This window comes from Phytobacter sp. MRY16-398 (assembly GCF_003925915.1).
In the GTDB taxonomy this organism is placed as follows: domain Bacteria; phylum Pseudomonadota; class Gammaproteobacteria; order Enterobacterales; family Enterobacteriaceae; genus Phytobacter; species Phytobacter diazotrophicus.
Genome location: NZ_AP018756.1, coordinates 4,348,263 through 4,366,838 on the forward strand (window position 1 = coordinate 4,348,263; position 18,576 = coordinate 4,366,838).

At 55.0% G+C, this 18,576-nt stretch carries 19 protein-coding genes; 8 read left to right on the forward strand and 11 right to left on the reverse strand.

Annotation, left to right across the window (positions count from 1 at the left end; translation table 11 throughout):
• Positions 1-11: 11 nt before the first annotated feature.
• The 5 genes from MRY16398_RS21410 to pheP all read right to left on the reverse strand — a co-directional run bounded on the left by MRY16398_RS21410 (position 12) and on the right by pheP (position 6,194).
• Positions 12-992: a LacI family DNA-binding transcriptional regulator gene (locus MRY16398_RS21410; RefSeq protein ID WP_125125141.1), complete on the reverse strand. Its 981-nt coding sequence runs from the start codon at positions 990-992 to the stop codon at positions 12-14.
• A gap of 175 nt (positions 993-1,167) precedes the next feature.
• Positions 1,168-2,316, reverse strand: a complete 1,149-nt coding sequence (locus MRY16398_RS21415; RefSeq protein ID WP_125125142.1) for a Gfo/Idh/MocA family protein — start codon at positions 2,314-2,316, stop codon at positions 1,168-1,170.
• Positions 2,313-3,377: a sugar phosphate isomerase/epimerase family protein gene (locus MRY16398_RS21420; protein ID WP_125125143.1), complete on the reverse strand. Its 1,065-nt coding sequence runs from the start codon at positions 3,375-3,377 to the stop codon at positions 2,313-2,315. The genes MRY16398_RS21415 and MRY16398_RS21420 overlap by 4 nt, the downstream gene beginning before the upstream one ends.
• Before the next feature lie 15 nt (positions 3,378-3,392).
• On the reverse strand, positions 3,393-4,631 hold the full coding sequence (locus tag MRY16398_RS21425) for an MFS transporter (protein WP_041852232.1): 1,239 nt from the start codon (positions 4,629-4,631) through the stop codon (positions 3,393-3,395).
• 165 nt (positions 4,632-4,796) lie between these two features.
• Entirely contained in the window at positions 4,797-6,194 is a 1,398-nt protein-coding gene (gene pheP / locus MRY16398_RS21430) for a phenylalanine transporter (RefSeq protein WP_041852233.1), read from the reverse strand.
• 881 nt (positions 6,195-7,075) lie between these two features.
• Between pheP and MRY16398_RS21435 the strand changes: the two genes are divergently transcribed.
• Positions 7,076-7,543, forward strand: a complete 468-nt coding sequence (locus MRY16398_RS21435) for a helix-turn-helix domain-containing protein (protein ID WP_041852234.1) — start codon at positions 7,076-7,078, stop codon at positions 7,541-7,543.
• Positions 7,544-7,588: 45 nt separating this feature from the next.
• On the opposite strand, the gene MRY16398_RS21440 is transcribed toward MRY16398_RS21435, so the two are convergent.
• The 4 genes from MRY16398_RS21440 to MRY16398_RS21455 all read right to left on the reverse strand — a co-directional run bounded on the left by MRY16398_RS21440 (position 7,589) and on the right by MRY16398_RS21455 (position 10,797).
• Positions 7,589-8,038: a GNAT family N-acetyltransferase gene (locus tag MRY16398_RS21440; RefSeq protein WP_125125144.1), complete on the reverse strand. Its 450-nt coding sequence runs from the start codon at positions 8,036-8,038 to the stop codon at positions 7,589-7,591.
• Positions 8,039-8,106: 68 nt separating this feature from the next.
• Positions 8,107-8,973 (reverse strand): ABC transporter permease, encoded by an 867-nt coding sequence (locus MRY16398_RS21445; RefSeq protein WP_041852236.1) that lies wholly within the window; start codon positions 8,971-8,973, stop codon positions 8,107-8,109.
• Positions 8,945-9,787 (reverse strand): ABC transporter ATP-binding protein, encoded by an 843-nt coding sequence (locus MRY16398_RS21450; RefSeq protein ID WP_125125145.1) that lies wholly within the window; start codon positions 9,785-9,787, stop codon positions 8,945-8,947. The genes MRY16398_RS21445 and MRY16398_RS21450 overlap by 29 nt, the downstream gene beginning before the upstream one ends.
• A gap of 20 nt (positions 9,788-9,807) precedes the next feature.
• The gene (locus MRY16398_RS21455; protein WP_172600714.1) at positions 9,808-10,797 is read right to left on the reverse strand and encodes an ABC transporter substrate-binding protein; all 990 of its coding nucleotides are present in this window, start codon (positions 10,795-10,797) and stop codon (positions 9,808-9,810) included.
• A 256-nt stretch (positions 10,798-11,053) separates the two neighbouring features.
• On the opposite strand from MRY16398_RS21455, the gene MRY16398_RS21460 reads away from it, so the two are divergent.
• The 5 genes from MRY16398_RS21460 (at position 11,054) to MRY16398_RS21480 (ending at position 15,515) form a co-directional block, all read left to right on the forward strand.
• Positions 11,054-12,067: a malate/lactate/ureidoglycolate dehydrogenase gene (locus tag MRY16398_RS21460; RefSeq protein WP_110295909.1), complete on the forward strand. Its 1,014-nt coding sequence runs from the start codon at positions 11,054-11,056 to the stop codon at positions 12,065-12,067.
• Positions 12,068-12,549: 482 nt separating this feature from the next.
• Positions 12,550-13,758, forward strand: a complete 1,209-nt coding sequence (locus MRY16398_RS21465) for a SpoIIE family protein phosphatase (RefSeq protein WP_041852239.1) — start codon at positions 12,550-12,552, stop codon at positions 13,756-13,758.
• Between the two features lie 8 nt (positions 13,759-13,766).
• Positions 13,767-14,348, forward strand: coding sequence for a SiaB family protein kinase (locus MRY16398_RS21470; RefSeq protein ID WP_041852240.1), 582 nt, complete (start codon positions 13,767-13,769; stop codon positions 14,346-14,348).
• The gene (locus MRY16398_RS21475) at positions 14,341-14,757 is read left to right on the forward strand and encodes a DUF1987 domain-containing protein (RefSeq protein ID WP_071193932.1); all 417 of its coding nucleotides are present in this window, start codon (positions 14,341-14,343) and stop codon (positions 14,755-14,757) included. The genes MRY16398_RS21470 and MRY16398_RS21475 overlap by 8 nt, the downstream gene beginning before the upstream one ends.
• A complete protein-coding gene (locus tag MRY16398_RS21480) occupies positions 14,751-15,515 on the forward strand; it encodes a GGDEF domain-containing protein (RefSeq protein ID WP_041852242.1) in 765 nt (254 codons plus the stop codon). The genes MRY16398_RS21475 and MRY16398_RS21480 overlap by 7 nt, the downstream gene beginning before the upstream one ends.
• Before the next feature lie 38 nt (positions 15,516-15,553).
• On the opposite strand, the gene accB is transcribed toward MRY16398_RS21480, so the two are convergent.
• Complete coding sequence (gene accB / locus MRY16398_RS21485; RefSeq protein WP_125125146.1) at positions 15,554-16,015, reverse strand: acetyl-CoA carboxylase biotin carboxyl carrier protein; 462 nt, start codon at positions 16,013-16,015, stop codon at positions 15,554-15,556.
• A 585-nt stretch (positions 16,016-16,600) separates the two neighbouring features.
• Positions 16,601-17,203 (reverse strand): cupin domain-containing protein, encoded by a 603-nt coding sequence (locus tag MRY16398_RS21490; protein ID WP_041852244.1) that lies wholly within the window; start codon positions 17,201-17,203, stop codon positions 16,601-16,603.
• A gap of 208 nt (positions 17,204-17,411) precedes the next feature.
• On the opposite strand from MRY16398_RS21490, the gene MRY16398_RS21495 reads away from it, so the two are divergent.
• Entirely contained in the window at positions 17,412-17,963 is a 552-nt protein-coding gene (locus MRY16398_RS21495; protein ID WP_041852245.1) for a chromate transporter, read from the forward strand.
• Positions 17,960-18,490: a chromate transporter gene (locus MRY16398_RS21500; protein WP_197718597.1), complete on the forward strand. Its 531-nt coding sequence runs from the start codon at positions 17,960-17,962 to the stop codon at positions 18,488-18,490. Before MRY16398_RS21495 ends, MRY16398_RS21500 begins: the two co-directional genes overlap by 4 nt.
• Positions 18,491-18,576 lie beyond the last annotated feature (86 nt).

The window sequence follows — 18,576 nt, forward strand, 5'->3', positions numbered from 1 at the left end:
CATCAATATTATCAGGCGCTGGCGCGGGAAATATACTGCCAGTCCATCATGATCCTCTCCGCCGGGGCCTCGGGGTTATCGATTTTATTGAGCAGCAGCCCCACGGCTTTGCGACCAATCTCTTTTGACGGTTGATAAACGGTCGTCAGCGGCGGTGTCACCATTTCCGCCAGTTCTGTGCCATCAAACCCAACCACCGCAATATCCTGCGGCATTTTCAGTCCGGCTTCGTGAATGGCCAGCACGGCCCCCGCCGCAAGGGTATCCGACACCGCAAAGACCGCATCGGGGCGTTCAGTGTGGCGCAGCAGCGCCTGCATGGCCGCTTTCCCGGCGCTAAAACTCAGGTCGCTGGCATACTTAACAAACGCATATTCGCACTGGTGCGCCTTAAGTCCGCTGTGGTAGCCCTCTTCCCGCGAGCGGGCATATTTATAGCTGAGATCGTGGTTAATCAGCGCGATACGCTGACAGCCGCGCGCCAGTAACCGATCAATCACACATTGCGCGGCGCCAACATCATTGATGCCCACGCAGGAGACATCGCCGTCATCGGCATATTCCGCGCACTGCACCCAGGGGGCGTTACCGATAAGCGTCGCCAGTTCCGGCAAGCGCGAGGAGGCGTCCATGGTGATAATGCCGTCGACAATTTTCCCGGAAAGCAGGTTCAGCGCCGAGCGGGAGCGCGCCATGTCCGAACCGGTATTGCACAGCAGGATACGAAAGCCGTTTTTTTCCGCTTCCTCTTCAATCCCTTTTACCACCTCGGCGCAAAACGGGTTGGCGATATTGGAAACCAGCACCAGAATCATTGAGCTGCGGGCGGTGCGAAGCTGGCGCGCCAGCAGGTTCGGCTGATAATTGCTTTCGGCAATGGCTTTGAGTACGCGCTCGCGGTTTTTTTCTTTAACAGATTCACTGTTATTGAGCACGCGCGAAACGGTCGCGACGGAAACGCCAGCCAGCCTGGCGATTTTCTGAATGGACATAACGTCGATATTTCCTGCGGTTAGCGTCTGGCTAGCAGGCTACCACAACGTCGGATGGCATGCACGATGCACACCTGGTGCCGCATCCGGATAGCATGGCAGGCGTAAGCGCCGCCAGGGTTGTCCCGGATGCGGCCAGGCCTTATCCGGGACAACCCGCCCAGAGCGACCTACCTCAACAGGCCACTGTCACCCACTTTTGCTGCTGGTGACTTTGCAGGATGGCATCGATAATAAACATCACGCTGGCCCCATCATAGAACGAGGCAAACCGCGCCTCATCGCGGGCTGGCATTTTCCCGTCCTGCACCGCGCGATAGAAATTCAGCATCATATTCTTAAACGCATCCGGCCAGCCTTCGATATGCCCGCCGGGGAAATGGGCGCTGGCGGCGACATCCGGCGACATCAGCCCTGGGTCATCGGTCAGTATCTGGTTAGGCTGCTGGCGGTGGCCAATCCAAAGCTGTTGTGGCACTTCCTGGTCCCAACCCAGTGAGCACTCACTACCGTTTACTTCAAAACTGAGGCGATTTTTCCGCCCCGCACTCACCTGCGACACGCTAAAACAGCCCTTACTGCCATCATCAAAACGGACCAGCACCGACCCGGCATCCTCGGTAGTCACGGTTTTGTCCTCCACCTCTGCGGCCTGCTGAGTAGAAGTGAAGGTTGCAGCCCCGCGACTGGCTTTGCGTGTCGGCCAGACAATAGAGAGATCCGCCATCACCTGGGTTATGCGCCGTCCGGTGACAAACTGCAATGTATCGCACCAGTGCGAACCGATATCGGCAACCGCCCGCGATGGCCCGCCGGTTGCCGCGTCGACGCGCCAGTTATAGTCCGTTTCCAGCAGCATCCAGTCTTGCAGATAACTGCCGTAGACGGAAAATAGCCTGCCGAGCCGCCCGGAGCGGCGCAAACTCGCCGCCTGCTGAACCATCGCAAACTGGCGATAGACAAAACTGACGCCATGCACCACCTTTGCCTGTTCGGCAAGCGCCACCAGTTCACGCGCCTCTTCGGCGGTCATGCACAGCGGTTTTTCCGAAAACAGATGCTTTCCGGCCCGCAGGATTTGGCGGTTAATTTCTGCATGCAGATGATTCGGCGTACAGTTATGAACCACCTGTAACCCCGGATGCGCCAGCAGTGCCTCCACGCTGGCATAGGCGTGCGGCACGCCAAGCTGCCGCGCCTTTTGCTGCGCGTCCGCCAGATCCGCATCGCACAGCGCCACCACCTCAACAAAGCCCAACCGCCGAATAGCTTCAATATGCGCCGGGCCAATAAACCCGGTGCCAATAATCCCGACCTGAATCATTCCATACTCCCCAGTCCTAACATGTTGCGCACACTACCCCGGTCTTCTTGCCCGGCGGCAAAATCATCAAACGCGTATGCCGACACGGGGATGATGTGGCGGCGAATAAACTCGCTCCCTTCCCGCGCGCCGGTCTCTCCCGCTTTCAGGCAACATTCCCACTCCAGCACCGCCCAGCCGTCATAGCCGTACTGGGTGAGCTTGCTGAACACCGCGCCAAAATCGATTTGCCCATCGCCCGGCGAACGAAAACGGCCGGGCCTGTCGACCCAGTTCTGATAGCCGCCATACACGCCACTGCGGCCCTCCTTCCGGTACTCCGCGTCCTTCACATGAAAAGCTTTGATGCGTTCATGATAGATATCGATAAACGCCAAATAATCAAGCTGTTGCAGGTGAAGATGGCTCGGGTCGTACAGGATATTGCAGCGCGGGTGGTTGCCTACGCCGTCAAGAAAACGCTCAAAAGTGGCGCCGTCATGCAGGTCTTCACCGGGGTGAATTTCATAGCACAGGTCCACCCCCTGTTCATCAAAGCGGTCCAGCACCGGTCGCCAGCGGCGGGCTAATTCAGCAAACGCCTCTTTAAATAACAGGGCGTTATGGGGCGGCCACGGGTAGAGATAAGGCCAGGCCAGCGCGCCGGAGAAGGTCGCATGGGCGCATAACCCAAGGTTGTTTGAGGCACGCGCCGCCTGAAACAGTTTTTCTATAGCCCAGGCCTGACGCGCCGCCGGGTTTCCCCGCAGCGCCGCGGGTGCAAAGCCGTCAAACGCCGCGTCATAAGCCGGGTGTACCGCAATCAGTTGCCCTTCAAGGTGGGTGGAAAGCTCGCTAATCACCAGACCGCGCTCCGCCAGCACGCCGCGCACATCATCACAATAACTCTGGCTTTGCGCCGCCTGTTCGACATCAAAAATCGCCGGATGGTTACAGGGGATTTGCAGCGCCTTGTACCCTAACCCTGCCGCCCAACCGGCCAGCCCTTCAAGCGTATTAAATGGCGGTTTCTCCCCAATGAATTGCGCCAGAAAAATCCCCGGCCCCTGAATGGTTTTCATAGCACCTCCCACAGCTTATGCGTGCTCTTGGTCGTTGTATTTAAAAGAAAGAAGGAAAATCAGCGCGATAACGGCCGCGGCAATTGCCGGGATCCACCAAAAGGTCACCCACGCCTGCGGCAGTGTCTGCCCGGCGACAAGGCGGTTGTACAGCGCGCCGGAAATTTGTGAGCCCAGCAGCATGCCAATGCCATAGGTAAACATCACAATCATGCTTTGCGCCTGGCCTTTTACCTTTTCGCCCGCCACGCGGTCGGTGTAGATAAAGCCGACGACGAAGAAAAAGTCGTAACAGACACCGTGCAGCAAAATGCCGAGATAGAGCAGGAAGCGCCCTTCCTCACTGACGCCGAGGGCAAAAAAGGCGTAACGCACAAACCAGGCGCACATGCCGATAAGCAGCATGTACTTCACGCCAAGACGGCGAAACAGCAGCGGGATCACCAGCATAAAGAAGATTTCAGACATCTGGCCGAATGACATGGCGGTACTCACATCCGCCACACCGGCATCCGCCAGATACGAGGCGGTATAGGCGTAATAGGTGCCGAGTGGGACGGAAATCAGCGTCGCGCAGAGCGAGAAAACAAAGAAGTGACGGGTTTTGAGTAAGGCAAATGCATCGGCACAGAACAGATCGCGCATAGCGACAGGCAGCCCTTTAGCGGGTGCCGGCGTATGCGGCAACGTCAGGCTATAGAGCGCCAGCGCTACGGAGCAGATTGCCGCCACCTGGAAAATGGTCACGCTGGAGGAAATGCCCGTTACGCCGATAAAGATCCCCGCCACAATCCAGCCAATGGTGCCGAACACGCGTACCACCGGGAAAGTTTTATCGATATTGCTCAGGCTGTGGAAGGCAATATTGTTGGTCAGCGCAAGTGTAGGCATGTAGCACAGCGTATAGCCAAACAGCAGCGCAATCAGCATGGCGCCGTTTTCCGCCACCAGGGCCTGCGGCACAAACATCAAAATCGCGGCCCCCGCCAGGTGCATCACCGCCATCACTTTCTGCGAGGCGAAGAACCGGTCCACCAGCATGCCGAGCACGAACGGCGACAGAATAGACGCAATAGGCCCGGCGGAAAATGCGTCGCCAATCAGCAGCGACATGTTGTGCTGCGTCATCACCAGACCGAGCGTGACAGACCAGCTCCCCCAGATAAAAAACTGTAAAAACATCATCAGCGACAGCCGTGGTACCAGCAGGCGATGCTGGACCAGATTTCCACTACTTTCGGTTGTTGACACCATTTTTTTGCCTCACCCTTAAAAAGTAATCGATTACAAAACGCATCAAGAAGAAAAGTAATCGATTACAATTTATTTATCCTGCGCGCTGACGCAATTGTGGGAGATCAATCACGATAAATTTACCAGGGAGAAAATGCCCCGCCGGATCCGGCGAGGCAGCGATCATTACGCGCGTTTTGCAGAACGGCGTGACAGGCGGAAAGCAGCAAACAGAAAGAGGATCCACACCGGCAGCAGAATAGCAGACAGGCGCATGCCGTCCATGGTGCACATCAGGATGAGGATCATCAGCATAAAGGCGATGCACAGATAATTGCCGAAGGGATAGAGCAGCGCCTTAAACTGGGGATCGCGCCCTTTACGGCGCATCGCGGCGCGGAATTTCAGGTGCGCCAGCGAAATCATGATCCAGTTCAGCAGCAGCGTCGCCACCACCAGCGCCATCAACAGTCCAAACGCCTCTTTTGGCAGGATGTAGTTAACCAGCACCACCAGAGACGTGATCGCCCCGGAGAGGAACAGTGAGTTCACCGGCACGCCGCGACGGCTGACGCGGGTCAGGAACGCCGGCGCATTTCCCTGTACCGACAAACCAAACAGCATGCGGCTGTTAGAATACACACCGCTGTTATAGACCGACAGTGAGGCCACCAGGATGACAAAATTCAGCGCCGATGCCACGAGGTTGCTGTTCAAGTTATGGAAGATCATCACAAACGGGCTGCTATCCGCTTTGATATCAACCCACGGATAAAGCGCCAGCAGAACCACCAGGGAACCGATATAAAAGAGCAGAATGCGATAGACCACCTGGTTGACCGCTTTCGGGATAGTGGTGTGCGGCTCGCTGGCTTCTGCCGCCGTGATCCCAATCAGTTCCAGGCCGCCAAAAGAGAACATAATTACCGCAAGGGAGAGGATCAGGCCGTTCCAGCCGGTAGCGAAGAAGCCGCCGTGAGACCAGAGATTGTCAAAGCTGGCTTTTTCTCCGCCGTGGCCGCCGAACAGCATCCACAGGCCAAAGCCGATCATGCCAATGATCGCCAGCACTTTGATAAGGGCAAACCAGAACTCGGTTTCGCCATACAGACGCACGTTAACCAGGTTGACCGCATTAATAATGATGAAAAAGGCGGCAGCCCAGATCCAGGTGGGGACATCGGGAAACCAGTACTGCATATAGATGCCGGCGGCGGTCAGTTCCGCCATGCCCACCAGCACAAACATCGCCCAGTAGTTCCAGCCGGATAAGAAGCCTGCAAAAGGTCCCCAGTATTTAAAGGCAAAATGGGCAAATGAACCTGATACCGGCTCCTCAACCACCATCTCACCAAGCTGGCGCATAATTAAGAAAGCAATGATGCCCGCGACGCCATAGCCCAGCAGCACGGCGGGCCCCGCCATCTGAATTGCCGGACCGATACCCAGAAACAGCCCGGTACCGATAGCGCCCCCCAGGGCGATTAATTGAATATGGCGGTTTTTTAGTCCTCGTTGCAGCGTCGGCCCCGATTCCGACGCGGTATCTGCTGAATGCTCAGATACCCTTGACGCGTTTTTCACGTCTTTCCCCTTTTCGTGTTTTCGTAAAGCCGCACCTTTTAACATTTACGGCACGGCGTAGCAAGAAAGTCAGGGCCGCCAAAAAGGCGTCGTGAGCAGGCACGCAATATCGCCTGCCATTGAGACGCACGGGATAATAACCCGTTCTGCGATCGGATTTCTCCCTCTCCCCCCGGGAGAGGGTTGGGGTGAGGGGAATATACGGCTCAGGTGGTGGATTCCGTTCACCTTACGTTCATGGCGAAATGGACCTCCCGAACACGTGAACGGGTAAAGGGGAACACCGCGTTCCCCTTTACAATCCCCGCGGCCCCGCAAAGAAATCGGTGCTTCGCACTGCGTTCGCCTCCCGCCCCGCTGCCTGCGGTCGGTTTGACTCGAGTTACTCGCCCCATCCCTGGGGCTCGCCCTTCGGGCCAACGCGTTGCGTTGTTCAAAATCGTTCCGGACGATTTTGTCCTGTCTCGACAAACCTCAGTCCGCCATCCCTGGCGGCCTGCCCTTGTCATCGGGTCTTCGTCTCACCGATTTCAGCGGGGACTCAACCCCCTCGCTGCACGCTCTGCGCCAGGGGGGCACATAGATGTCGCTGTGGTTGTCATGCGGGAAAACGAGTCAGCTGTGACTTAAGTGGTTGAAGACGTTTATAGTATCTGCCTAAATGACTTGAGAAGCCCTCCGGCAAAAACCCGTGTATTTGCGGCAGAAGAAAACCGAGAAAAACGCATCACGCGTTATGCTTGAATATCGGGACATCAGGGAGCAAAGTGGGTCGGCAAGCGCCGTGTCATGCCGCTGTCAGGTTACTGTCGGGTGTATGTCGTGTCGCTATTTTCGCTTTTGGGCGACGCTGTCATCCTGCTTACCACGGAGACATTCTGATGAGTACCAATCGAGTGAAAGAGTTTCGCCTTGCCCGTGCCTGGTCACAGGAACAACTGGCGGAAATGGCTGCATTAAGCGTGCGCACCATACAGCGCATTGAAAACCAGGAGCAACCAAGCCTGGAAACACTCAGCGCCCTGGCTGCCGTTTTTGAAGTGAGCGTTAGCGAACTGTCCGGCAGCACACAAAGCGAAGGCGATGAAGCGCTGGATCAGCGCATTACGGAAGCCAGAAAGCAACTGGAAGAAGAGAGCCGCCTGTACCGCTCGATATTAACCGCGGTGGTGGTCTGCGTTTTACTTTATATCCTCAATCGCACCACCTCGCCAGAGAGCGTCTGGTCGCTCTGGGTGGCGGCCATCTGGGGCGCATTACTGGTGGTGCGTGGGCTGCGTGTTTTTGTCTTTGGCAATCTGATTAGCGGGTGGCAGAAAAAACGGCTGCAAAAGCTGCTGCGCAAGTAATGAGATAAGCGCGCTACTGCCAGTGCGTAGCGCCTTGCCCGGACCTTACAGGCGCTTGATAAAACAGACCGCCTCAGCCCTGCCAATATAGACACCGTAATTCTCGGTAACGGTGTAGCCATGCTTTTCATAAAACGCCACGGCCTTGTGGTTGACGCGCCGCGTTTCGAGGGTAACTTCGCGATAGCCAAGCGCCCTTGCCGCCTCTTCCAGAAAGCACAGTATTGCGCTGCCCACCCCCGCTTCGCTCCCCGTGGAATACATCCTTTTCAGTTCCGCCGTTTCCTGGGTTAACGGGCGAATAGCGCCACAGCCTATCGCAACACCCTGCGCGTTTCGGGCCAGAGCCCATACTGAACGCGCGGATTGCAGGTCATCAATGTTAAAAGATCGCTTGCCGCTGCTGCCGGTGATGCGTGCAAGCACGGCAGAGAGTTTTTCAATAAGCGCCTGCGAGTCTGCCGATAGCGGATCGGCTCTTTCTACCTGGATCATTCTTCCCTCTTACGGCTGATACAGAGCGCGCGATCGGCCCCTTGCCCTGTAGAGAAGAGGAGAAAACGCTAACGCTGCATTCCCCAGCGCTTAATCGTCACTTTCTCCAGAGTGGCAAACACCACCCCTTCCACCAGCAGGCCAATCGCAATCACCGTCACTAGCCCGGCGAATACCCTGTCAGTAAACAATTCATTGCGGTTCTGGAAGATATACCACCCCAGCCCGCCCTGGCCGCTTGAGGCGCCAAACACCAGCTCAGCGGCGATCAGTGTACGCCAGGCAAACGCCCAGCCGATCTTTAACCCGGCGAGGATCGACGGTAGTGACGCCGGGATCAAAATGGTTAAAACATAACGTGGACCACTCAGCCCATAATTACGCCCGGCCATGCGCAGCGTTTCCGGCACGCCACTGAACCCTGACCAGGTATTAAGCGCAATCGGCCACATCACCGAATGTACCAGCACAAACACCAGGCTGACATTCCCCAGCCCGAACCACAACAGCGCCAGCGGCAACAGCGCAATGGCGGGTAATGGGTTAAGCATCGCCGTTAGCGTGCTCAGCAGGTCACGGCCAAACTGCGTGGTCACTGCCAGCGCGCTCGCCAACAGGGCCAGTACGCTGCCAATCAAATAGCCCTTTAATAACGTGCTAAACGAGTTGACGATCTTCTCCGGCAACTCGCCGTTACGCATGTCCTCTGCCAGAGCATGCATTGTCTGCACCACGCCTGGCAACATCAAATCGTTTTGCGCCACCCGCGCGGCCAGTTCCCATAACGCCAGTACCAAAAGTAGAATCAATGATTTGCGCAGCCATGTCTGATTCCATAAGCGCTGGCCCAGCGGTAGCGGCGTCTCAACCGGGAGATCGCGCAGCGGCGCAAGCTCACGCTCAAACTCAGGACGAATGTAAGGTGGCTGCGACATAGGCACGCTCCTGTTTCTGTTCGGGCCGCGGGTCGTTCGCCGTGGTCGGGAATAACAAATCGTGAATATGACGGGCGGCATATTGAAACGCTTCGCTACCGTAGTCATTCAGGGAATATTGATGGCAATTGAGTTCAGCACGTACCCGGCCAGGGTGTGGCGATAGCACCAGAATTCGGCTTCCCACCACCAGCGCTTCCTCAATAGAGTGCGTCACAAACAGCAGCGTAAAGCGTTCTTCCTCCCACAGGGCGAGCAACTCCTCTTGCATCGTGCGACGCGTCAGGGCATCCAGTGCGGCAAAGGGTTCATCCATCAGCAGAATACGCGGTTTCATCGCCAGCGCCCGGGCAATCGCCACCCGCTGCTTCATGCCCCCCGAGAGCATATGCGGCATCACATCGGCAAAGTCCGCCAGCCCGACCTTGCTCAGGAAATGCAGTGCCGTGTCACGGGCTTCCGGGCGAGTAGCCTTGCGACTTGCCAGCAACGGGAACATCACGTTCTCCAGCACCGTCTTCCAGGGCGGTAACTGGTCAAACTCCTGGAAAACCATCATCCGCTCCGGACCAGGGGCGCGAATACGTTGTCCTTCCAGCAACATTTCCCCGCCGCGCGGTGCAAGAAAACCACCAGCCGCTTTTAGCAGGCTGGATTTTCCGCACCCGGATGGTCCGAGCAAAATAAAGCGATCGCCTGGCCAGACATCAAAGCTGACATCATGGGTAGCCCGCACCTGGCGTTCACGGGTGCGGTATTCAATATCCACATTTCTGACCTGCAGCAGTGGTCCGTCGGACGTTGTCTGAGCCATCGTTGCCTCCGCCATGCGGCTTAACTGCCTGGGTTTTCCCACGCTTCGTTGAAGAAATAGTCTTTCCAGGAGTCGGCTTTGTTTTTCAACACGCCCAACTCATGAAGTTTTTCGGCGTATACACCCGTACGTTCAGGCGAGACGGTAAAGCTGATTTCCGGGTCATTAACAATTTTTTGTACCAGCGCCAGCGGCAGGCGAGATTTCTCTACCCGAATATAGGTTTCTGCGGCTGCATTTTTATCGGCATTAATAATTTTTGCCGCTTCGACCAGCGCACGATAAAACGCTTTATAGGTTTTTGGATTCTCATCGTGAAATTTTTGCGTGGTGTACAACACGTTAAATGTCGCCTGTCCGCCAAGCACATCATAAGAGCTGAGAATTTTATGTACGTTGCTGTGTTCCAGCGCCTGATACTGGAATGGCGGGCTGGAGAAATGAGTTGTAATTTCCGAGCCACCGGCAATTAATGCGGCACTGGCATCCGGGTGTGGCAAGCTGACGCTTATATTATCGAAACGTTTGAAATCGGCGTTGCCATATAATTTGGCGGTTTCAATTTGCAAGGTTCGCGACTGGAATCCCACCCCTGCTGCGGGTACTGCGATACGGTCTTTATCGCTAAGATCTTTTATGGTTTTCACCGCCGGATTATTGCTGAGCAAGTAGTTAGGCATCGATCCTAATGAGGCAATCGCCTTCACATTTTGTTTGTCTTTGGTGCGATCCCACAGGGTCAGAAGCGGTGGAACCCCGGCAGATGCCACATCCAGCGCGCCGGAAAGTAGCGCTTCATTCATGCCTGTCGCCCCGGAAATGGTGCGCCAGTCAACCTCAATATCGAGCCCCTCTTTTTTCCCCTCTTTTTCGATAAGCTGTTGGTCACGCACCACATCAAGAATCAAATAACCAATACCAAACTGCTGTGCAATGCTGATTTTTCCTTCTGCCAGCGCCGATGCGCTAATACCGCTCAGCGCGACGGTCAACATTGCGCTGGCGATCATTTTCATTTTATTCATGTCCTTTCCCCGGAGGTTTCATAAGTCATATCCGGAAAATGATTGGCTGGCGGGGCATTAAAAAGGAAATGATTTTATTCGCAATGCTTAGCTAAAAATTCACAATAGAGATTTGCGGTGTTTTATGGAGATGAATAGTTAAAAAGTGGCAAAGCTAAGTTATTTTTGATGGTTATGTAAAAAAAGCATCCTCGCTATAGTCAAAATACACTCAATAACCCTGCTTGCGGTAAGATTAATTATGCCCGTATTAACCCACCAGCAATTGCGCACACTGCTGGAACAGCATCTCGTGCGTGTAAATACCCCACCAGACATTGCCCGCCAGGTCGCTGACAACCTCGTCGACGCCTCGCTAAAAGGTCACGATTCACACGGCGTTACCCTGCTTCCACGCTATATCAGCGCCATTCTGGCGGGCGATTTACAACCGTCGGCGCAGTTGCGGCTGATTCGCGATGCTGGCCCCCTGCTCTCTTTTCATGGCGGATATGGTTTTGGCCAGGTTCTCGGCAGGCAGGCGATGGCGGCGGGTATTGAACGCGCGCAGCAATATGGCGTCGCGCTGGTAAGCCTTGCGGATTCACACCATCTGGGGCGTATCGGCGCATGGGCCGAGCAGGTCGCCGCGGAGGGGCTGGTGTCGATCCATTTTGCTAATGTCGCCGCGCCGTCTGCGGTATTACCGTTTGAGGGACGCAACCCGCGCCTTGGCACCAATCCCTTCTGCGTGGGCGTGCCGGTCAGCGGGCGAGCGCCGGTGATTCTGGACTTCGCCACCAGCGCCATCGCCGGGAATAAAGCGCGCATTGCCTGGAATGAGGGGCGCGCCATTCCGCCAGGCTGTGCGGTGGATGCAGACGGTAATCCCACCACCGATCCGCGCTGGCTAATGGAGGAGCCATATGGCGCGCTGCTGGCCTTCGGCGGGCATAAGGGCGCAGGGCTGTCGCTGATTTGCAGCCTGTTGGGGGCCGCGCTAACCGGCGGCGAGACCGAGAGCCATCAGATCCCGCCGCGCAAGGGCATCATCAATAATATGCTTTCTATTATTTTCGATCCTGCCCGGCTGGGCGCGGGCGAGAATTATGTTAAGGAGGTGATGGCTCAACTGGACTGGATGAAGCACGACCAGCAGGGGCACGATGTTCTGCTTCCCGGCGAATCGGAAGCCCGCGCCAGGCAACAGCGGCTGGAGAACGGAATCTACGTTGACGAGGTGAGCTGGAAACAGTTTGAGGCGCTGGGGCTGTAGGTTTTCCCGCAAAGGGACCTTTTCCCCTCACCCTAACCCTCTCCCCAGGTGCTAGGAAGCCGCTTTTCCCCCTCTCCCTAACCCTCTCCCCAAAGAGGAGAGGGGACCGATCGTGCTCGCATTTTTGTGGGGATTCCTCACCCCTTGAGGGAGAGGGAACAGCCGCAGACCCCTCCCCGCCACTTTTTTTTGAAAGTTGCACAAAATTTGGGGTTGATAACCAAGATGATAAAGATTATCTTTCTCATCACCGAGTAGTTGAGTAAATCGCTCAGGTATTCGGTACGACATTGCTCACATTGCTTCCAGTATTATTTGCCCGCACGTCACGTGCGGGCTTTTTTTTGCCTCTGGCAAAGTGGCTGTGATTTGCCTTTAGGAACAATAATCTACCGTAATAATCATCTGTAATCCGCTGCAATGAAACCGTCACAATCAGGCTTTATCCTCAGATTATTCTTATCAAGGAAAACAGCAGGATCATGGATATACCTCTTTCATCGCGGCAGCTTACTGCGGGCGTGTTACGTATTGCCGTTCCGCACGTAACCCCCGAAGCAAATAATGTGCAGGTCATGTCGATGTTCTCCGAACATAAGTCACTGATTGGCTTACCCGTTCTTGAACAGAATCGCCCTATTGGCATGATTAACCGCCACATTTTTCTTTCGCAGATGAGCCGTCCGTTTTTCCATGAACTGTATGACCAGAAAAGCTGCATCGCGTTTATGGATAAAACGCCGCTTATTGTCGAGGCTGACGCAGGCCTGGATTACCTGGCCGAGCGCGTCATCGAAACGGGCGATAAAGCGATTACCGAGGGGTTTATCCTGACCGAAGATAACCAATACATCGGTATTGGCCTCGGTCTTGATCTGATTCGCACGGTATCGGATTTGCAGGCGAAACAGCATAGGCAAATCATGCAAAGCATTGAATATGCGCGCATCATTCAGGAGTCCATGCTCAGCCGATCACGGCAAAACATTGAGCAAACGCTGAATGACTGGTGTCTGTACTGGCACCCACGTGATTGTGTCGGCGGCGATATCTACGCCTTTCAGCGCTGCGAAAACGGCTGGCTTCTGGTGCTGGCCGACTGTACCGGGCACGGCGTTCCCGGTGCGTTTATGACCTTTATTTTTTCGTCTGCGCTCGAAAAAGCGCTGACTCAGGCGCAGGCCCACGAGCCAGATCGCCTGCTCGCGTCAATCAACCATTATATAAAACAGACGTTGAGCCAGAGTCATCCCACCGCAGATATGGGCCAGTCCAACGACGGTTGTGACGCCATCGCCGTGTTTGTCGATACGCAAAATGAGCAGCTCATTTGGTCTAACGCGCGTATGCATGCCTTTATGCTCGGCGCGGACGACGAAGAGGTCGTTAATCTTGACGGCGATCGCAAAGGTATCGGCTATTCAGATACGGCCACAGATTATCAGTGGCGTCGTCATCAGCGTCCGTTACGTCGCGGCGATCAGTTGTTGATCGTAACCGATGGCGTAACCGATCAGATTGGCGGTCCGCGGGAAATAATGTTTGGTAAGAAGCGTATTCAGTCATTGTTATTGCAGCAACGTGCGTTGCCGATGTCATCCATTTCCGAGGCGCTACTCCTGGCGCTGACGAGCTGGCAGGGCAAGCAATCCGCGCGTGATGACATGACCTGGTTTGGTTTCCGTTGGTGATAAATTAAATGAAAATAAGCGACCTGCAGGTCAAAGAAGCGGTTTTGCTCCCCCTTTTCACTCTTCAGCGGCAAAGCGCTGTCGAGCTTTTTTACACGGGCTATTTTTCCCAACAGCACATTGTGTCGATGGGTGACGTGATGCGCACGTGGCTGGATAAACATGAAGCCTCCTCAGCGACGCGTCGCAAATTATTCTCCGTCTTTATCGAGATGGGGCAAAACATCGTTCGCTATTCATCGGATGAACGCTTTCTGTGCACGGGCCAGGATGAATTGCGCTATGGTTCACTGTGTTTTCACACCGACCAGGCAAATTATTACCTCGAAACCGCAAATCTGGTTGGCCCGGAAGAATCCTCTTTGCTAAAAACAAACCTCGAAGTCCTGCGCACAATGACCCAGGCGGAAATCCGCAATGCCTGGAAACAGGGATTACGCAGTGAAGCGCCTGCCACAAGCAAGGGCGCGAACATTGGTTTGTTGACCATGGCGCGGGATACCAGTGAGCCACTGGAGTATCGCATTCATCCACTGGCGGCCAGTCCGTTGTCCGCCTTTCACCTAAAGGCAACGTTTTGCCATGACTGATATGACATTAACCTCTTCCATTGAGCAGCCCGCAACCCAGGCCACACCGGAAGTGAATTTTGATTTTTCAGCACATCGTCTGGTGCTTAAAGGTGAAGCCTATCCTGAAAATGCCGCGGCGTTCTTTCGTCCGCTGTTGCAGGCCATTGAGAACTGGCTGCAAGACAAACCGGCCACCGATGAACCGGTTCGTCTGCATGTCGCGCTGAGCTATTTCAATAGCTCCAGCACCAAGCTGTTATTTGAACTGTTCGAGTGTCTGAACGGCTTTGCGAAAGGCGGTATCGCCTGCGAGCTGCACTGGTACTATGACGAGGAAGACGATATTTCCGAAGAGTTCGGTCAGGAGTTACGTATCGACTTCCCTTCCCTGGCGGTCTTTCTTATCCCGGATCTTGACGCATGCTAGATATTAATGAGCTTTTCAAGGAGGAATATTCCGTACTCGAAGAGGCTCGCCTGGCAGCGGCAGACGCCACGCTGCCCGCAGACGCCTGTCGTGAAAAACTGTGGAGCGTGGCGAAGCATTATCAACGCCTGATCCGCGAATCCTACCGCGTGATCAGCCGCAGCGACCGTGCGGAACGTGAACTGAACCGTATGAATGAGCAACTGCAAAAACTGGCGGCGCAGCTTGAGTATGAGGCCACGCACGACCCGCTCACCGCCGTCTTTAACCGCAGCGCCATCATCAACCACATCAATAAATCCCTGACGCAGGCAAACGTCGCTCTGATCCTGCTGGATATTGATCACTTCAAACGCATCAATGATGAATATGGTCACCCCACGGGTGACAGGGTGATTTGCGCGCTGGTATCGCGCATTCGCCGCGCGCTGCCGGAAAGTGCGTCCATTGGTCGCGTCGGCGGTGAAGAGTTTACGATTTTACTGCCGGAAGCCCGCATTGAAGATGCGATGATCATTGCCAGTTACATTCACTCTTCCCTGAATGCATCGCCGCTGGATGTCTTACCGCAACAACTGGTGACCGCCAGTTTCGGTGTCAGTCTTGGCATGAAAAACAGTGATTTTGAAAACCTGTACAGCGCCGCCGACGCCGCGCTTTATACAGCGAAAAAGCGCGGGCGTAACCAGGTTGCGCTGCATGAGGACTTTTTTCGCCAGGCCCCCCCGGTCCAGGCGAACATCGCACTCGTCCGTTAGGGTAGCAGGGCATTCTGATATGCCGGTCGTCAGTCGCGTTATTCGATGACGACCAGCGGCTCGTCAAACTCAACCGGCTGACCACTTTCCGCCAGAATCGCCTTCACTACCCCAGCTTTGTCCGCTTCGATCTGGTTCATCATTTTCATCGCTTCAACAATGCACAGGGTATCGCCCACCTTCACTTTCTGGCCGACTTCACAGAACGCTTTGGCATCCGGGCTCGGCGTGCGATAAAAGGTCCCGACCATTGGGGAACGCACGATGTGACCACTGATTTGTGCGCCAGCAGACTCTGCCGCCACTGTGGTTACGACTGGCGCAACCGCGTTTGACTGTGCTGGTTGCGGCATGACGGGGAGGGTATACGTATGCTGTGTCGCAGGGGTAGCGACCGCGCGACTGATACGCACCGACCCTTCGCCTTCGGAAATTTCCAGTTCGGAGATGCCTGACGCTTCGACCAGTTTGATCAGTTGCTTGATTTTCTCAATATCCATAGGGGTTCTCAGTGGTTCAGTGCCGGATGTCGCGCAAGTGTAACGACGTGAATATGCAGTGTATAGAAGAGGTTATTGCAAAGCGCAACGATAAACAGGATCTCCGGCGATCGAAGGGGAATAACGGAATGCGCAGGATGAAGAAAAACAGCGGCGCTAAAAACGATTAAGCCCTGGCAGATGCCAGGGCCTGGTGTTTTAAGTCGAGCAAATACTTCAAGTTTATTTACCCTCCCGGCGCTTATCTCCGGCACTCACTATCTATTGTGGCGTTAGCTCTGTCTGGGGGTGAAGCCATAGTAGTCTATCGGAAAATTCCTGGCAATAAGCAGATCATACCAGCTTTTCAGAATTATGACGGCGATCATAATTTCCTAAAGGTTCCAAAAAAACCCACTAAATGGCCAAAAAAAAGCCAGCTCTCACGAGCTGGCCGCAACATGTCCAAAACCTTTTATCCAACAATGTCTTTCAATAGAGAAGACCATCATTACATACACAGAGAGCTTTGCATTCCTAATGCGCTTTAAGCGTAGACCGCAAAGTTAGCCCTGCCATAAAACAAGAAAATTCCTGGCAACACGATTAAAGCCATTGCTCTAAAAGCAATCCCTGCGCGCCAAAAACCGGGTCGCTATGAGGAAATGTCGCACTGGCAATCGCGGCTAACCTTTGCGCATCGGCTGCATCACGGCAGAGATCGAAATCCTGCCCTGGTGGATACGCGCCGACGACGGAAAAATCCGCGCTACTGCCGAGATTACAGTGCCCCGTCCCGGCAGGTAATACCACCACATCGCCCGCCCGCACGGTCAATTCTTTACCGCCCGGACCGCCCAACATCAACCTGGCTTCACCGCCGACAAAACCCAGCACCTCATGCGCCGTGCTGTGGTAGTGGTGGTAATCAAACACCCCGTCCACCCATTGCGGCGGCCAGCCATTTTTCGCAAACAACTGCTGCGCGTCCTGGGCTGTTGCCCGCCCCGGAATCACCTGACGATAAAGCAACACGGGCAACACAGGATTATTGGGTACCCACTCTTTTGGCGAAAGCAAGAAAGCCCCGGTCACGGGAGCCGAAGCTGCTGCGGACTGCCCCTTTTCAGCCGCCTCAAGCAACCAGGGGGTCGTCAGCGCAGCGCCAGAGAGCATCTTCATAAAACAGCGACGATTCATATCAGCCATAGCACCTCCTGCATGTTGATCCATCTCCTTAGCGTAGATGAAATCCCACCATTCCTTCGCCCTCTTGCGATATCTGTCGCTGCGGATCCCGGCGGCGATCATTTTTCTGCCAATGAAATTCCTGTAATTTCATCAAGATTACAAATGGGTTATCGATCGCCAGGGATCCGGCCATTAAAGGTAGGTCGTTGTGCAAGAAAATAAGAAGATGTCCGCGTCGCCTGACGCGAAACCCACATTGGGTCAGCTCTGGCTGGCCTGTTTTATGTTAGGAGTGACCGGGTTTGGCGGGGTGTTGCCGCTTATGCACCGGGCGCTGGTGGAAAAAAAGCGCTGGTTATCAGAACAACGCTTTGCCGAACTGCTGGGGCTGTGTCAGTTTCTGCCTGGTGGAAATGCCGTGAATTTGTGCGTCGCCACCGGGGTGGAATTTCATGGCATAAAAGGGGGATTTATCGCGCTGGTGGGGTTACTGACCGCACCGCTGCTGGTTATCGTCTGTCTTGGCAATATCTGGCTGCTCTGGCATGACAACCCGCTGGTCGCCTCGGTCTTCGCCGGTATATCCGCCGCTGCCGCGGGGCTTATCATTGCTACTGGCCTGAAAATCTTGCGCTCAATGCCGCGTGCGCTGACATCGTGGCTTATTCTTGGCGGGATCATTGTTGCGATTGCCCTTTTCCGCCTGCCGCTGCTGCCGGTCTTACTGGTCGCCGTGCCGCTGAGTATTATGCTGAGCTACCGGAAACACACATCATGACAACGCTGTTTTCCCTCGCCTTCATTTTTTTACAGCTCTCGTTTTTAGCCCTGGGCGGCGGTAATGCCATTATCCCTGAGTTGCAACGCCAGGTGGTCGATGTGCACCACTGGATGACCTCACGGGAGTTCAGCGAACTGTTCGCTCTCGCCCAGGCCGCGCCTGGCCCCAATATGATGATTACCTCACTGGTCGGCTGGCGTGTTGCGGGCATCGCCGGACTGATGGTGTCGACCGTTTGCCAGTTCGTCCCCTCGTCACTGATCGTGGTGGCGTGCGTAACCTTATGGAATAAGAACACCGACGAGAAAATGAAACGCGTATTAAACCATGCGTTAATCCCGCTGACGGTCGGGCTGGTTATCTCCGGCGGGGCGCTGGTCGCCGGGGCGGTGGTCCATGATTATCTGCAACTCGCCACGATCGCGGTCTGTATTGTTCTGTTTTTGAAAACCCGCCTTTCGCCGCTGATTTTACTGGCCGCAGGCGGAATGGTCGGACTGATAGCCGCCTTATACGGGCTATAACCTCATCTGCCACACCGCCACATCCAGACTGTCACTCCCCCTTTGCGAAGGGGGCGTGTAACCTGCACACTACCGCTTCTTTTTTC

Bases quoted from the DNA above. Each gene is read 5' to 3' on its own strand.
- MRY16398_RS21435 (WP_041852234.1), top strand. From the start codon at position 7,076: ATGAGTACCAATCGAGTGAAAGAGTTTCGCCTTGCCCGTGCCTGGTCA.
- MRY16398_RS21480 (WP_041852242.1), top strand. From the start codon at position 14,751: ATGCTAGATATTAATGAGCTTTTCAAGGAGGAATATTCCGTACTCGAA.
- MRY16398_RS21450 (WP_125125145.1), bottom strand. From the start codon at position 9,787: ATGGCTCAGACAACGTCCGACGGACCACTGCTGCAGGTCAGAAATGTG.
- MRY16398_RS21490 (WP_041852244.1), bottom strand. From the start codon at position 17,203: ATGGCTGATATGAATCGTCGCTGTTTTATGAAGATGCTCTCTGGCGCT.
- MRY16398_RS21420 (WP_125125143.1), bottom strand. From the start codon at position 3,377: ATGAAAACCATTCAGGGGCCGGGGATTTTTCTGGCGCAATTCATTGGG.
- MRY16398_RS21455 (WP_172600714.1), bottom strand. From the start codon at position 10,797: ATGATCGCCAGCGCAATGTTGACCGTCGCGCTGAGCGGTATTAGCGCA.
- MRY16398_RS21495 (WP_041852245.1), top strand. From the start codon at position 17,412: ATGTCCGCGTCGCCTGACGCGAAACCCACATTGGGTCAGCTCTGGCTG.
- MRY16398_RS21445 (WP_041852236.1), bottom strand. From the start codon at position 8,973: ATGTCGCAGCCACCTTACATTCGTCCTGAGTTTGAGCGTGAGCTTGCG.
- MRY16398_RS21465 (WP_041852239.1), top strand. From the start codon at position 12,550: ATGGATATACCTCTTTCATCGCGGCAGCTTACTGCGGGCGTGTTACGT.
- accB (WP_125125146.1), bottom strand. From the start codon at position 16,015: ATGGATATTGAGAAAATCAAGCAACTGATCAAACTGGTCGAAGCGTCA.
- MRY16398_RS21460 (WP_110295909.1), top strand. From the start codon at position 11,054: ATGCCCGTATTAACCCACCAGCAATTGCGCACACTGCTGGAACAGCAT.
- MRY16398_RS21410 (WP_125125141.1), bottom strand. From the start codon at position 992: ATGTCCATTCAGAAAATCGCCAGGCTGGCTGGCGTTTCCGTCGCGACC.
- MRY16398_RS21425 (WP_041852232.1), bottom strand. From the start codon at position 4,631: ATGGTGTCAACAACCGAAAGTAGTGGAAATCTGGTCCAGCATCGCCTG.
- MRY16398_RS21440 (WP_125125144.1), bottom strand. From the start codon at position 8,038: ATGATCCAGGTAGAAAGAGCCGATCCGCTATCGGCAGACTCGCAGGCG.
- MRY16398_RS21470 (WP_041852240.1), top strand. From the start codon at position 13,767: ATGAAAATAAGCGACCTGCAGGTCAAAGAAGCGGTTTTGCTCCCCCTT.
- MRY16398_RS21475 (WP_071193932.1), top strand. From the start codon at position 14,341: ATGACTGATATGACATTAACCTCTTCCATTGAGCAGCCCGCAACCCAG.
- MRY16398_RS21500 (WP_197718597.1), top strand. From the start codon at position 17,960: ATGACAACGCTGTTTTCCCTCGCCTTCATTTTTTTACAGCTCTCGTTT.
- MRY16398_RS21415 (WP_125125142.1), bottom strand. From the start codon at position 2,316: ATGATTCAGGTCGGGATTATTGGCACCGGGTTTATTGGCCCGGCGCAT.